The sequence below is a fragment of the Butyricicoccus porcorum genome (genome assembly GCF_051246315.1).
Taxonomy (GTDB): Bacteria; Bacillota; Clostridia; order Oscillospirales; family Butyricicoccaceae; genus Butyricicoccus_A; species Butyricicoccus_A porcorum.
Map to the genome: position 1 here is coordinate 581,312 of NZ_CP178353.1, position 13,321 is coordinate 594,632.

A 13,321-nucleotide genomic window follows, 5' to 3' on the forward strand; every position below is an offset into this window, starting at 1 on the left:
CCTGCGGCCGGTTTCTCCATGCATAAAAAAATTCTGACCCCATTCGAGGCCAGAATTCCATTTCATTTCTTTTTCTTCAGCTTTTTCTTTTCCGACTCGGCGCGGAAGAGCTTCATCTTTTCCTGCCAGAAGTAATTGGCGACGCCATACAGCACAAGTAACACAAGTGTAAGAACAATCGTCGCAATCTCATAGGTATTCCCCCATGATTCATAGCCTGCAATGGATTTTGAAAAAATGGTCGGCGTCACCAGCGTGATAACCAGTGCAACAGATGCAATGATGAGCGCAATGCGCTGAAGCCGATACAGCGCCGGATACACCTTGCGGCATTCCTCTGTAATACGCCGTTCGTCGCTGATCCACATACCGTCTGCCTTTTTCTTTTTCGTATTCTGTTTGCTGCCCATAGTCATTCAGTCTCTCTTCCTGTCAGTCTGCGCAGGGTCAGTCTCCCCGCGACGAACTAAGTATACCACATCTGTACAAAAAAGAACACCCGGCGGCGGGTGTTCTTTCCACATTGTTCACAAAGCTCAGTCTTCCAGATCGTCGAATGCATCCTCATCGTCATCGTCAAAGAATGGAAAGCCATCCGTGCCGACATTGTTGCTGCAAATGCTGATGTCCACACCCTTCTTAATCGGCGCCAGCAGGAAACCGACCATTGCGCCCAGACCAAACCACGCCAGCGCGCGGAAGAACTTTTCTGTTTTACTCATAAGCCTGTCCTCCTGAAATGCATGGGAATATACACCGGGCCATGTGCCCCACAGAATATTATATTCAGTATATCACATTCCGCGCTGCTATGCAAAAGAATGCGGTCTCCCATCACAAACGGGGAAACCGCATTCCGCATCCGTCCGGCGGATACCTGCGTTACAGAGTCCGGATCGGGTTGGTTTATCTCTCCAGCGCCGGCCGGGTGCACCAGCACATGACCTATGACACGCGCCGGGGATTTCTGCTCCGCAGGTAGTATGTGCAGCCGAACGGCGCATTATGCGCCCGGACAGCAAAAAACACCGGAAACGGTTTCCCGTTCCGGTGTTGATTGAGCAAGTAGTAAATCAATACTTTCTTCTCTTTGCGCGAGCCGCTTCGGACTTCTTGCGGCGCTTAACGCTCGGGCTCTCATAATGCTCACGCTTGCGAAGCTCGGAAAGCACACCCGCCTTTGCGCACGATCTCTTAAATCTTCTCAGTGCGCTGTCGAGAGACTCGTTTTCCTTTACGCGGATTTCCGACATTGTTTTCCCTCCCTCCGCGCGTTGCCAATAAACGCTTTTGCACAATCCGGCAAAAATGCCGTGAATATATTATATCGTTTTCCCAGTGTACTGTCAAGCACTACTTTTCTGTTTGTCCAAAAAAGCATGCGGGACGGTTTACTTGACAACGAGATTGATAATTTTATTGGGCACAACGATGGATTTAACCACATTTTTGCCCGCGATGGCATTCTGTACCTTGGCATCTGCCATAGCAATGGCAAGTGCCTCGTCCTTCGGGCAGTCCATCGGCAGGGTAATCTTGCCCTTGACCTTGCCATTGACCTGTACAGCGATCTCGATGGAGGACTCAACCGTCTTCTTCTCATCGAACTCCGGCCAGGTGTGCAGGCTCAGCAGGTCGGTCTCGCCCAGCATGTGCCACAACTCCTCGGTCACATGCGGTGCGAACGGGTTGAGCAGTGTCAGCAGGGTCTTGTATTCAGCGCGGTTGACGCCGTTGTCGTACAGCTGGTTGAGCAGCGTCATCATCTGCGCGATAGCGGTGTTCATCTTCAGGTTTTCAATGTCCTCGCTGACCTTCTGGATCGTGCGGTGCATCGCAACCTCATTTTCCTTGCTGTATTCATCGCCCGGCTGTACCTTGTCAAACAGAGCCCAGACACGCTCGACAAAGCGGCGGCAGCCCTTGATTGCCTTCTGCGACCAGGCAGCGGACTTCTCAAAGTCGCCGATGAACATCTCATACAGGCGCATGGTATCCGCGCCGTACTCGTCGATGGTCTCATCCGGGTTGACGACATTGCCCAGCGACTTGGACATTTTGACAACCGGATGCTCTGCCATCTCGCCATACTTCTCAACAAGATGCTTTCTCGCGCCCTTTTCATCGCCAAACTCTTCCAGCAGCTTTTTCTTTTCGTCTTCCGGCAGGTTGACGAAGCTGTGCGGATTCTGACCCAGGATCATGCCGTGGCTTGTGCGCTTCTTATACGGCTCCTTGTACGGAACAACGCCGATATCATACAGGAACTTATGCCAGAAACGGGAGTACAGCAGATGCAGCGTGGTGTGCTCCATGCCGCCGTTATACCAGTCAACCGGGCCCCAGTATTCCAGTGCTTCCTTGGAAGCCAGCTCCTTGTCGTTGTGCGGGTCCATATAGCGCAGGAAGTACCACGAAGAACCGGCCCACTGCGGCATGGTATCGGTCTCGCGCTTGGCCGGGCCGCCGCAGCACGGACAGGTGGTATTGACCCAATCGGTCATCGATGCAAGCGGGGATTCGCCGTCATCGGTCGGCTCATAGGAATCGACATCCGGCAGGCGCAGCGGCAGCTCAGACTCCGGAATCGGAACCCAACCGCACTTTTCACACTTGACCAGCGGAATCGGCTCGCCCCAGTAGCGCTGGCGGGAGAAGACCCAGTCGCGCAGCTTGTAGTTGACCTTCGCATGACCGACGCCCTTTTCGGTCAGGAATTCAGTGATTGCCTTCTTAGCTTCCTCTACGGTCATGCCGTCCAGGAAACCGGAGTTGACCATAATGCCGGTTGCGCAGTCGGTGAAGGCAGCCTCCTGTACGTTGCCGCCCTTGACGACCTCGATGATCGGCAGATCAAACTTCTTTGCAAATGCCCAGTCGCGGTCATCGTGCGCCGGTACTGCCATGATGGCACCGGTGCCGTAGCTCATCAGGACATAGTCAGAGACAAAGATCGGAATTTCCGTACCGTTGACCGGGTTGATGGCGCGCACGCCGTCCAGCTTGACACCGGTCTTGTCCTTGACTAGCTCGGTGCGCTCAAAATCGGACTTGTGTGCAGCCTCCTCACGATAGGCGCGGATTGCATCGATATTTGTCAGCTTGTCCGCCCACTTCTCAACCATCGGGTGCTCCGGCGAAATAACCATATAGGTTGCGCCGAACAGGGTGTCCGGGCGGGTGGTGTAGACGGTCAGCACATCGCCTTCCGTGGTCTTGAAATCGACCTCGGCACCAGTCGAGCGACCGATCCAATGGCGCTGCTGGCTCTTGACGCGGTCGATGTAATCGACATCGTCCAGATCATCGATCAGGCGCTGTGCATACTCGGTAATCTTGAGCATCCACTGGCTCTTGTTCTTGCGGATGACCTCGCTGCCGCAGCGCTCACAGACGCCGTTGACAACCTCCTCGTTCGCAAGCACGCACTTACAGCTGGTGCACCAGTTGACTGCCATTTCCTTTTTGTATGCCAGACCCTTCTTGAACAGCTGGAGGAAAATCCACTGTGTCCACTTGTAGTATTCCGGATCGGTGGTGTTGATCTCGCGGTTCCAGTCAAACGACAGGCCGAGCGCCTTCAGCTGGCTCTTGAAACGTGCGACATTCTGCTTGGTGACCTCCGCCGGATGCACATGGTTCTTGATGGCGAAGTTTTCAGTCGGCAGGCCGAATGCATCCCAGCCCATCGGATACAGGACGTTATAGCCCTGCATGCGGCGCTTTCTGGCAACGATGTCCAGTGCGGTGTAGGAACGCGGATGGCCTACGTGCAGGCCGGCGCCCGACGGATACGGGAACTCGACCAGTGCATAATATTTGGGCTTGGAATAGTCGTTGGTTGCAGCAAATGCCTGCTGGTCATCCCAAGCCTTCTGCCATTTGGCTTCAATGGCTTTGAAATCGTATTTTTCCAATGTTTGTGACTCCCATCTATTTTGAAGTATATGCGAACAATGCGTTACAGCTCGTCGACCGGAATCTGTACGGCATCCTTCCACAGCTTTTCCAGGCTGTAGAAGCTGCGTGCGGATTCCAGGAATACATGTACGAGGGCAAAGCCGTAATCGAGCAGAATCCAGCTCGCAGAATCATGTCCCTCAACATGGTGCGGCAGGATGCCGTAATCCGTCTTCAGGCGGAATTCCACCTCGTCAGCGAGTGTCTTAACCTGCGTCGTGCTGGACGCGGTGCAGATGACAAAATATTCGGCAATCGTGGTCAGGTCAGCTACCTTGAGCACCTGAATATCCTGTCCGCGCTTGCTGTCCAGGGCCTGTACTGCGGCCTTGATATACGTTTCCGTGGTATTGTTTGCCATAATATATTCTCCTTATTCCCTGCCTGAGGGAAATGACAGCTGTTTATTCATCATCGTCGTCATCCGAAAGCTCTCCGCTGCCGGTGTCGCTCTGCTGCGCCTTTTTATAGCCGGCATAGCGCACGGCACGCTCTTCCTCCCAGCTTCTGCTGTAGATGCCGAGGTCATCCGGCGTGATGATGTTAAAATCGTCCTCCGTCAGCTCGCGCGTGTACGGATTGAACGACTCGTTGATCTGGTCAAGAATCATGTCCTCGTCGAGGATGAAGAACCACAGGTCGCCGACCATGGCGTTGTCGCCCACCAGCGTCTGCATCTCCACGCCCTCCTCCATGTCCAGCTTCATGGCCTGCATGCCGAGCCAGAGAACCTGAGAGGTCGTCAGATCGGTTTCCACATTTTCGGAAACCGCCGCTGCAATCGACGGGATATTGATGAGGTTGGTCGGAGAGAGAACCTCCTTGCCGAGTGCGGTCAGAAAGGTCTGGAGCTTTTCCACGCGGCCGATGTCGCCGTCGTCATAGCCCGTGCCGTCGTCGTTATGGCGCCAGCGCAGAAACTCGACAACCGCCTTGCCGTCCAGATGCTGCCAGCCCTTTTTAAATTCGATGGAAAGATCCTGCGATGCATCATGGTAGTTCATGTCAAACGGCACATCGTAATCGATGCCGCCGATGGCGTCCACAATGTCCGCAACACCGTCAAAATTGGCGACGATGTACTTGTCCGGGCGGAAGCCGATGACGCCGGAAATCTCATCCAGCTGCTGCTCAATGCCGCTGGCATACGAGGCGTTGAGCTTTTTGCCCGCGCCATGGCGCTCGGTATCCACGAGCGAATCGCGCGGGATATTGAGCAGCTTTGCCGTATGGTTTTTGGTGTCAAACACCAAAACCATCATGGAATCGGTTCGTGTTTCATCCTCATCTGTCACGGCGATAAACAATGTAAACACGCCATCGCGCCGCCCTTCGCCGTCTACGACGATCGCCGAGCCCTGATCCATATCGTCCGGATTGAGCTCGTTTCCGCCCAGCAGGGAGCCGGACGCATTGACCCAGTAGCAGAACGCAAAATATCCTACCACGCATACCACCGCAGCCGCCGCCAGGACAATCAGCACCCGGCGCAGCCATCTGTTCTCTTTCTTATCCATGCACTCTTCGTCCCATCCGCTGTCTGTTACATATGCTCCAGCAGCCAGTTTCTCGCCAAAACTGTATCCACATGAATCTGTTTTCCACGGTGAATGAGGTCGCGCAAGGAGGAATTCAGGCCATAGAGCAGGGCCTTGTCCAGATTTCGTGCAGCCAGCTTTCGTGCGGTTTTCACGCCGTCAAAACTGCGATTTTCTTCTATGTAATCGGCCATATAGACGATTTTATCCAGCAGGGTCATATCTGCGCAGCCGGTGGTGTGGTACGAGATTGCATGCACCACATCAGGGGGCGCGCCGTACACGTCTGCGGCAATGGCAGCTGCCGTTTTCCCGTGCAGCATTTTCCATTCTGTTTTTTCGACATCATTGGGTATTATACCGTATTTTTCGCACAAGTTCAACTGCTCTTCCTGAGAAAATGTCTTCGTGATGTCGTGCAGCAGCATGGCGAAGGCACACTTGTCTTCATCCTCGCCATATTGCTGTGCGAGCATGCGCGCGGCCTTCTCACAGCCCAGCGTGTGCTTGAGACGGAACCCCGACAGGCGGGAAAGGATATCTCTTCTGGTTTCATCATCATAACGCATGGTGATCCTCCGTTCATTTCCGGCCGTGCGCCGCAGCGCCGGTCTGTCCCCTGAAAAAAAATTAGAAATACAGCCCCTGCTGTTCGATATACTGATAAATTGCCGGCGGCACCATCGCACGGCACAGTGCGCGGTCCGCGCGCACATCGGTCGACGAAACCGGCAGTGCCGGACAGTCGACAAGCCAGACACGCGCGTTCCATTTCTCTTTCAGCCATGCGGCCTTCTGTTCGAGCGCGGCATGGTCGTCGTCATCGCGTGCGACCGTGACCAGCCCGGCCAGCGCGCACAATGTCTCCGGCTCGCGCCATTTGTCCAGCGTCAGCAGCATGTCTGTTCCGATGATGAGGAACAGCTCTGCCTCCGGGAGCGCGCGCTGGAGCGCGCGCAGCGTATCAGCGGTATAGCTCCGCCCACCGCGCCGCAGCTCCATGTCGCATGCCTCCGCCCCGGGAATTTCCCGCGCCATCAGCCGCGTCATTTCGAGGCGCTGTTCCCCGTCCGCCGAGCCGTGCGGCATCGTTTTGTGCGGCGGCATGTTGTCGGGGATGAGCAGCAGGCGGTCAAACTGCATCGCTGCCATCGCCTGCCGCGCGGCGTGCACATGCCCGTTGTGCGGCGGGTTGAACGTACCGCCCATAATCCCGACGCGGCTCATGCGTTCAGGTCGATATGGCGGTTTTCCGGCTGGCGCGCAACGCGGAAGATGACAACCTTGGTGCCGATGCACTGTACCGGCTCGGCGTCCAGCTCCTCACACAGCACCTGCTGTGCCTCGCGCGGCGTCAACATCGCGGTCTCCAAAATCTTAATCTTCATCAGCTCGTGCTTTTCCAGCACCTCTTCGACCTGTGCAATCACTGCATCGGTCAGCCCTTCCTTGCCGATGAGGACGGTGTCACTGAGCGTATTTGCCATGGCGCGCAGACGGGCGCGCTGTTTGCTTGTCAGCATTTAGTTTTCTCCTTTTTCTTCCATGTATACCCGCAGCGCGCTGCCGAGTGCGGTAAACGCGCGGGCGCGGTGTGAAATTGAATTTTTAACCTCCGGGTCGAGCTCACCGAACGTGCAGCCGTATTTCGGCACGCAGAAAATCGGGTCATAGCCAAAGCCGCCGTTGCCGTGTTCCTCGTTGAGAATCGTGCCGCGGCACTGCCCGCGCACGGTCAGCTCCTTGCCGTCCGGGAATACACACGCCGCCACACAGACAAATTCCGCGCCGCGCTGATCCTCCGGCACTGCCATCAGCTTTTCCAGCAGCAACAGATTTCTGTCATGTGCCGTCGCGTCCGGCCCTGCCCAGCGGGCGGAATAAATGCCGGGGAACCCATCCAGCGCATCGACAACCAGGCCGGAATCGTCCGCAACCGCCGGCAGCCCCAGCGCCTTGCTGACGGCACGCGCTTTCATCATCGCGTTTTCCTCAAAGCTCTCGCCGTTTTCCTCGATTTCCGGAAAATCCTTCGGCATCGGCACGACCTCGAAGCCCATCGGCTCCCAAATCTGCTTTACTTCCTGTATCTTACCCTTATTGTGTGATGCAAGTACGAATTTCATCCGACTTCACCCGTGATCTTTCTCTGTTCCCGACACAGCTTTGCTGTGCCGCGGCGTGCCAGTGACATCAGACGGGTGTATTCTTCCTTGGTAAACGGGCGGCCCTCACCGGTGCCCTGAATCTCTACGAATTCGCCCTTCTCGGTCATGACAAAGTTCGCATCGACAATGGCGTGCGAATCCTCCTCATACGCGAGATCGAGAATCGGCTCGTCGTTCCAGATACCTGCGGATACCGCTGCAACCTGTCCGGTCAGCGGAATTTTTTTGAGCACGCCGTCATCCACGAGCTTTTTGCACGCCAGCCACAGCGCGACATAGCCGCCCGTAATGGATGCACAGCGCGTGCCGCCGTCCGCCTGAATGACATCACAGTCGATGATAATCTGGCGCTCGCCCAACGCCTCCATATCAGTGACTGCGCGCAGCGCGCGGCCGATCAGACGCTGAATCTCCGCGCTGCGGCCGTTAAGCTTGAGCTTGGAAATATCACGGCGGTTTCTGGTATTGGTCGCGCGCGGCAGCATGCTGTATTCCGCCGTGACCCAGCCGCGCCCGGTGCCCTTGACATGCGGCGGGACATTTTCCTCTACCGTTGCATTGCAGATCACCTTGGTGTTGCCCACGGAAATGAGCACGGAGCCCTCCGCATGCATCGTAAAATTGGGTACAATCTTCATTTTGCGCATCTCATCGTTGCGCCGTAAATCAGGTCTTGCCATTGTTTACTCGTCTCCTTCCACCGGCAGCAACGCCTCGACAAACGCCCTGCGCTCAAACGGCATTAAATCATCAATGCCTTCGCCGACGCCGACATATTTGACCGGAACCCCGAGCCCCGCAGAAATTGCGACCACAATGCCGCCCTTTGCAGTGCCGTCCAGCTTGGTCAGAACAATGCCGGTGAGTTTCGCCGCCTTGTTAAACTGCTCTGCCTGTGAAACGGCATTCTGTCCGGTTGTCGCATCGAGCACCAGCAGGGTCTCCCGGCTGGAATCGGGCAATTCGCGCGCAATGACGCGGTCGATCTTATTCAGCTCGTTCATGAGGTTTGCCTTGTTGTGCAAACGGCCCGCCGTATCGACAATGATGATATCACAGCCGCGTGCCTTTGCCGCAGCAATCGAATCGAATACGACTGCCGCCGGGTCTGCGCCTTCGCCATGGCGGACGATATCCGCATCGGCACGCTTCGCCCAGATGGTCAGCTGGTCTGCTGCCGCCGCGCGGAAGGTGTCCGCTGCCGCCAGCATAACACGCTTGCCCTGTGCCGCATACGATGCGGCGAGCTTGCCGATGGTCGTGGTCTTGCCCACGCCATTGACACCGATGACCAGAATGACTGCCGGTTCACTGGATACATCCAGCCCGGAATCCTCCTGCATCATGCCCGCGAGAATATCGCACAGCGCAGTGCGCAATTCTTCCCTGGTCTCAATGCGTTCGTGCTTGGCGCGGTCGCGCAGCTGGTCAACCGCTTTGGATGCCGTCGCCGCACCGAGATCCGCAAGAATCATTGCCTCTTCCAATTCCTCCAGCAGGTCTTCGTCCACTTTGACAAAGGCCGCCATAACATCGCCGAGCGATTCACTGACCGCCGCTGTCGTCTTTTTCAGACCTTGTTTGATCTTATCGAAAAATCCCATTGTGGAATCCTCCTTTTCTCTATTGTCAACATTCAGATTGGAATGAATTTACCCTGTTTTATATCATTGGGTGGGGCAGACTGACGGACGCGTTTGTCCGGCATGTCTGCGCGCGCGGGAGCGCGCCACAAAGGTTTTCTTTTGGTGACTTTTCTTTTTCTCAAAAAGAGAACTCTATAAGCTCCCTGCTTGTTTTGTGCCGTTGGGAGCAGACTGGCAGACGCGTTTGTCCGGCATGTCTGCGCGCGCGGGAGCGCGCCACAAAGGTTTTCTTTTGGTGACTTTTCTTTTTCTCAAAAAGAGAACTCTATAAGCTCCCTGCTTGTTTTGTGCCGTTGGGGGCAGACTGACGGACGCGTTTGTCCGGCATGTCTGCGCGCGCGGGAGCGCGCCACAAAGGTTTTCTTTTGGTGACTTTTCTTTTTCTCAAAAAGAAAAGTCACGTCAGCTCCATCTTCATTTCGCGCTCGACGTCCGCGATGTTGAGCATCAGCAGCTTGGACACGCCGCGCTCCTGCATAGTCACGCCATACAGCATATCGGCTTCCTCCATCGTGCCGCGGCGGTGTGTGATGACAATGAACTGCGTCTTATCCGACAGCCGCTGCAAATACTGCGCAAAGCGCGTCACATTGACGTCATCCAGTGCGGCTTCGATTTCGTCAAGCACGCAGAACGGCGTCGGGCGCACCTTGAGAATGGCAAAATACAGTGCGATGGCGACAAATGCCTTCTCGCCGCCGGACAGCAGCGACAGGCTCTTAACCGTCTTACCGGGCGGCGTGACGCGAATTTCAATGCCGCAGCCGAGAATATCGGTCTCATCCTCCAGAATCAGCTCGGCACTGCCGCCGCCGAAAATTTCCCGGAAGGTCTCCCCAAAATACTGGTTGAGCTGGGCAAATGACTGGGCAAACGTGTCCTTCATTTGTTCCGTGAGCTTGCCGATAATGCCGCGCAGCTCGCCTTCTGCCTGCTCGAGATCATTTTTCTGCCCGGTCAGGAATATCAGACGTTCGCTCAGTTCGGCATACTCGTCGACTGCCGACAGATTGACCGCACCTAGTGAACGGATCGCACGGCGCAGGTCAGACGCCTGTTTTTCTTCCGCCTGCCGGTCTTGGACCACATGCGCCAGCGGGCGTGCCGCCGTCGGCGTCAGCTCATAGCTCTCCCACATTTTGTCGAGAATCTGCTGTTCCTCACGGCGCAGCTGCTGTGCCGCGGCTTCCGCCTCCGCATGGCGGCGCTCCAGCGTTACCATGTCGTTGCCGGTCTCACGCGCAGTTTTCTCCGCTTCGGTTTTGTTCTGTTCCAGCCGCATGCGGCTCTGCCCGCATTCGCGCAGCTGCGTGCGCAGGTCTTCGGTGCGCTGACGGTTTTCCTCGCCGCGCGTTTCCAGCTGAGTGCGCTCCGCATCTGCCTGCCGGATGACCTGTTCATATTCACCCATGCGGCGGCGATGGTCTTCGGCGGTACGCTGTGCGCTCTCTGCCATCTGTTTCAGATCGTCCAGACCCTGCTGTGCGCTGTCGCGCTCGGTCTGCGCCTGTACAAGTGCTGTGCGCAGCTCCGCCGCCCTGTCGTTCTGTATGGTCAGCTCTCCGGCGGCCTTCTGTGCACTGCCCGCTGCCGCGTTCAGCGCGGTGAGCGCCCGCTGGCGCTCACGCCCCAGCTCCGCCGCCTGCTGTTCCAGTCTGGCAATGTCCGTGCGCAGCTGTTTGCGGTGCTGCTCGGCATCGCTCTGCTCGGCACGAAACTGCTGTTCTGCCTCACGCACGCTGTCCAGCAAAATCTGATGCTGCTTTGCCTGTGCGGACAGCGCCGCCAGCTTCTGCCGCTGCTCTGCAAGGGCAGTGCCCATGCGCGCCGCGTCCTGCTCATGCTGCTTCGCATCCTCTGCAAGCTGTTTGCCGCGCGCCGTCAGCCGGTCGAGTTTTTCCTGCTGAACGCGCGCGCGCTCCTGCATCTGTTCGAGCTGGTTGGCGCGCGAAAGAATGCCGGATGACCGTCCGGCAGAGCCGCCGGTCATCGAACCGCCCGCATTGATGATCTGACCATCCAGCGTCACAATGCGGAAGCGGTTGCGGTAGCTGCGCGCAATTGCAAGCGCACAGTCCATATCCTGCGCCACGACCGTGCGGCCGAGTGCATTGTCCACAATATCACGATAATCCGCATCACAGTCCACAAGATCGGCTGCAACACCGCAAAAGCCCTTGTTCTGTTCCAGCCCGCTCTCGCGCAGCGACTGCGGGCGGATGGTATCCATCGGCAGGAAGGTTGCACGCCCGCCGTCGCGCTTTTTGAGCATCTGAATGGCCAGCTTGCCGTGCTGTGCGGTTTCGACCACAAGGTTGGATGCCGCCGCGCCGAGCGCGGTTTCAATCGCCGTGACATACTGCCCGGACACATGAATGAGGGATGAGAGCGGCCCGCGCACGCCCTTCAGCGCGCCGGACGATGCCTGCCCCATGACCAGCTTGACCGCACGGGAAAAGCCCTCATATTCGCGCTGCAATTCGGTCAGCATGCGCACGCGGTTGCGGCTGTCCGTCAGTGCCGCCGTCAGCTCCGCATGTTCCCGGCGGGCGTCATTTACCATGCGCGCCGCTTCCTGCGCATCCTCCTGTGCACGCTGCAATGCGCGTTCTTCCTGCGCGATTTTACCGCGCATTTCATCCAGCGCATGCTGCATCTCCTGCTGGGCTTCCTGTTCGCGTTCGGTGCGCGTCTTTGCAGAACGCACATCGTCGCCTACACTTTTGCTGCGCCCCTCCAGCGCTTCCAGCCGTGCCTCCGCCGCGCGGCGGTCGGCCTGCACGGCAAACATGCGCTCGCCCAGTTCTTCCGCCTGTTCGCGCAGACGGTCGGCCTGCTTCTGGCTGTCCTCCACCTGCGCCGACAACGCCGCAACCGCCTTCTGCTTTTGCTCCAGTGCAGCAGACTGCTCCGCAATCTGCTGTTCCAGTTCCTCCAGCCGCGTCTGTCTCGCCTGCATCTGCCCGCGCAGGGCATCGGTCTGCTCGCGTTGCGCTTCCAGCTGACCTTTTGCCAGCCCGATGTTTTCCGCTGCGTTGCGGCGGCTTTCATCGAGCACCGCCATGCGGCGTGTCACACCTGCCGCAGCTTCTTCCGCTGCGGAAAGCTGTGCCTGCAACTGCTCGGCACGGATATCCGACTGGCGCATTTCCTCCGCCAGCTGCTCCGCGCGCATGTACTGCTTCCGCTGCGCTTCGCGCACCGCTTCCAGCTTCTGCTCGGCCTCACGGCGTTCGCGCTCACTGGTGTCGCGCGCATCCTTCATGCCGTCCAGTGTGTCCATCCACAGAGACACCTCATGCACGCGCAGCTCATCGCGCAGACCGATATATTTCTTCGCGTCCTCCGCCTGCTTTGCCAGCGGGCCGGAGCGCGCGTTCAGTTCGTTCCAGATGTCGCGGATGCGCACAAGATTGTCCGCCGTCTGCTCCAGCTTGCGTTCGGCTTCTTCCTTGCGCGTGCGGAAGCGCGTGACGCCTGCTGCTTCCTCGAACACCTCGCGCCGGTCGGCACTCTTGACCGCAAGGATTTCATCAATGCGGCCCTGTCCGATGATGGAATAACCGTCATGTCCCAGACCGGTGTCCATGAACACTTCCCGGACATCACGCAGGCGCACGCGCTTGCGGTTGAGGTAATATTCACTCTCTCCGCTGCGGTAATATTTGCGCGTCACCATGACCTCTGTCGCCTCGACCGGGAATTGTCCGGCGGAATTGTCCAGAATCAGCGTGACCTGTGCTGCCCCCATCGGACTGCGCCGCGCTGTTCCGGCAAAGACGACATCCTCCATCTTTGCGCCGCGCAGGCTTTTGGTCGACTGCTCACCCAGCACCCAGCGGATGGCGTCCGAAATATTCGATTTTCCGCTTCCGTTCGGGCCGACAATTGCAGTCATACCGTCAGAAAACCGGATGGTCGTCCGGTCGGGGAACGATTTAAACCCCTGTAATTCGAGTGATTTCAGATACACGCGGATCCCTCAGCTTCTGTTATTGGCGGCAGCGGC

13 protein-coding genes are annotated in these 13,321 nt (G+C 57.3%); all 13 read right to left on the minus strand.

Annotated features, from left to right (window positions below; translation table 11 throughout):
* Positions 1-62: 62 nt before the first annotated feature.
* The 13 genes from ACLM7Z_RS02805 to smc all read right to left on the minus strand — a co-directional run bounded on the left by ACLM7Z_RS02805 (position 63) and on the right by smc (position 13,285).
* Positions 63-410: a hypothetical protein gene (locus ACLM7Z_RS02805; RefSeq protein WP_435645567.1), complete on the minus strand. Its 348-nt coding sequence runs from the start codon at positions 408-410 to the stop codon at positions 63-65.
* Between the two features lie 126 nt (positions 411-536).
* Positions 537-722 carry a hypothetical protein gene (locus ACLM7Z_RS02810; RefSeq protein ID WP_087016604.1) on the minus strand — a complete coding sequence of 62 codons (186 nt, stop codon included), beginning with the start codon at positions 720-722 and terminating at the stop codon, positions 537-539.
* Between the two features lie 351 nt (positions 723-1,073).
* Positions 1,074-1,253, minus strand: coding sequence for a 30S ribosomal protein S21 (gene rpsU / locus ACLM7Z_RS02815; protein ID WP_087016608.1), 180 nt, complete (start codon positions 1,251-1,253; stop codon positions 1,074-1,076).
* Positions 1,254-1,391: 138 nt separating this feature from the next.
* On the minus strand, positions 1,392-3,917 hold the full coding sequence (gene leuS / locus ACLM7Z_RS02820; RefSeq protein WP_087016610.1) for a leucine--tRNA ligase: 2,526 nt from the start codon (positions 3,915-3,917) through the stop codon (positions 1,392-1,394).
* 44 nt (positions 3,918-3,961) lie between these two features.
* Positions 3,962-4,321 (minus strand): ribosome silencing factor, encoded by a 360-nt coding sequence (gene rsfS, locus ACLM7Z_RS02825; protein ID WP_087016612.1) that lies wholly within the window; start codon positions 4,319-4,321, stop codon positions 3,962-3,964.
* Positions 4,322-4,364: 43 nt separating this feature from the next.
* Complete coding sequence (locus ACLM7Z_RS02830) at positions 4,365-5,477, minus strand: LCP family protein (protein ID WP_087016614.1); 1,113 nt, start codon at positions 5,475-5,477, stop codon at positions 4,365-4,367.
* A gap of 26 nt (positions 5,478-5,503) precedes the next feature.
* Positions 5,504-6,067: a bis(5'-nucleosyl)-tetraphosphatase (symmetrical) YqeK gene (gene yqeK, locus ACLM7Z_RS02835; RefSeq protein WP_165760984.1), complete on the minus strand. Its 564-nt coding sequence runs from the start codon at positions 6,065-6,067 to the stop codon at positions 5,504-5,506.
* 61 nt (positions 6,068-6,128) lie between these two features.
* Positions 6,129-6,707: a nicotinate (nicotinamide) nucleotide adenylyltransferase gene (nadD, locus tag ACLM7Z_RS02840; protein ID WP_435645568.1), complete on the minus strand. Its 579-nt coding sequence runs from the start codon at positions 6,705-6,707 to the stop codon at positions 6,129-6,131.
* Between the two features lie 14 nt (positions 6,708-6,721).
* On the minus strand, positions 6,722-7,021 hold the full coding sequence (locus tag ACLM7Z_RS02845) for a YhbY family RNA-binding protein (RefSeq protein ID WP_087016621.1): 300 nt from the start codon (positions 7,019-7,021) through the stop codon (positions 6,722-6,724).
* Positions 7,022-7,624, minus strand: coding sequence for an RdgB/HAM1 family non-canonical purine NTP pyrophosphatase (rdgB, locus tag ACLM7Z_RS02850; protein ID WP_087016623.1), 603 nt, complete (start codon positions 7,622-7,624; stop codon positions 7,022-7,024).
* The gene (gene rph, locus ACLM7Z_RS02855; RefSeq protein WP_087016625.1) at positions 7,621-8,346 is read right to left on the minus strand and encodes a ribonuclease PH; all 726 of its coding nucleotides are present in this window, start codon (positions 8,344-8,346) and stop codon (positions 7,621-7,623) included. Before rph ends, rdgB begins: the two co-directional genes overlap by 4 nt.
* Positions 8,347-8,349: 3 nt before the next feature.
* Entirely contained in the window at positions 8,350-9,270 is a 921-nt protein-coding gene (gene ftsY, locus ACLM7Z_RS02860; protein WP_435645569.1) for a signal recognition particle-docking protein FtsY, read from the minus strand.
* Positions 9,271-9,709: 439 nt separating this feature from the next.
* Positions 9,710-13,285, minus strand: coding sequence for a chromosome segregation protein SMC (smc, locus tag ACLM7Z_RS02865; protein WP_435645570.1), 3,576 nt, complete (start codon positions 13,283-13,285; stop codon positions 9,710-9,712).
* Positions 13,286-13,321 lie beyond the last annotated feature (36 nt).

What these genes read in the sequence shown, in the direction of transcription:
- nadD (WP_435645568.1), bottom strand. Translation starts at nt 6,707, where the DNA reads ATGGGCGGTACGTTCAACCCGCCGCACAACGGGCATGTGCACGCCGCG.
- rpsU (WP_087016608.1), bottom strand. Translation starts at nt 1,253, where the DNA reads ATGTCGGAAATCCGCGTAAAGGAAAACGAGTCTCTCGACAGCGCACTG.
- ACLM7Z_RS02805 (WP_435645567.1), bottom strand. Translation starts at nt 410, where the DNA reads ATGGGCAGCAAACAGAATACGAAAAAGAAAAAGGCAGACGGTATGTGG.
- rdgB (WP_087016623.1), bottom strand. Translation starts at nt 7,624, where the DNA reads ATGAAATTCGTACTTGCATCACACAATAAGGGTAAGATACAGGAAGTA.
- ACLM7Z_RS02845 (WP_087016621.1), bottom strand. Translation starts at nt 7,021, where the DNA reads ATGCTGACAAGCAAACAGCGCGCCCGTCTGCGCGCCATGGCAAATACG.
- ACLM7Z_RS02830 (WP_087016614.1), bottom strand. Translation starts at nt 5,477, where the DNA reads ATGGATAAGAAAGAGAACAGATGGCTGCGCCGGGTGCTGATTGTCCTG.
- rph (WP_087016625.1), bottom strand. Translation starts at nt 8,346, where the DNA reads ATGGCAAGACCTGATTTACGGCGCAACGATGAGATGCGCAAAATGAAG.
- ACLM7Z_RS02810 (WP_087016604.1), bottom strand. Translation starts at nt 722, where the DNA reads ATGAGTAAAACAGAAAAGTTCTTCCGCGCGCTGGCGTGGTTTGGTCTG.
- yqeK (WP_165760984.1), bottom strand. Translation starts at nt 6,067, where the DNA reads ATGCGTTATGATGATGAAACCAGAAGAGATATCCTTTCCCGCCTGTCG.
- rsfS (WP_087016612.1), bottom strand. Translation starts at nt 4,321, where the DNA reads ATGGCAAACAATACCACGGAAACGTATATCAAGGCCGCAGTACAGGCC.
- ftsY (WP_435645569.1), bottom strand. Translation starts at nt 9,270, where the DNA reads ATGGGATTTTTCGATAAGATCAAACAAGGTCTGAAAAAGACGACAGCG.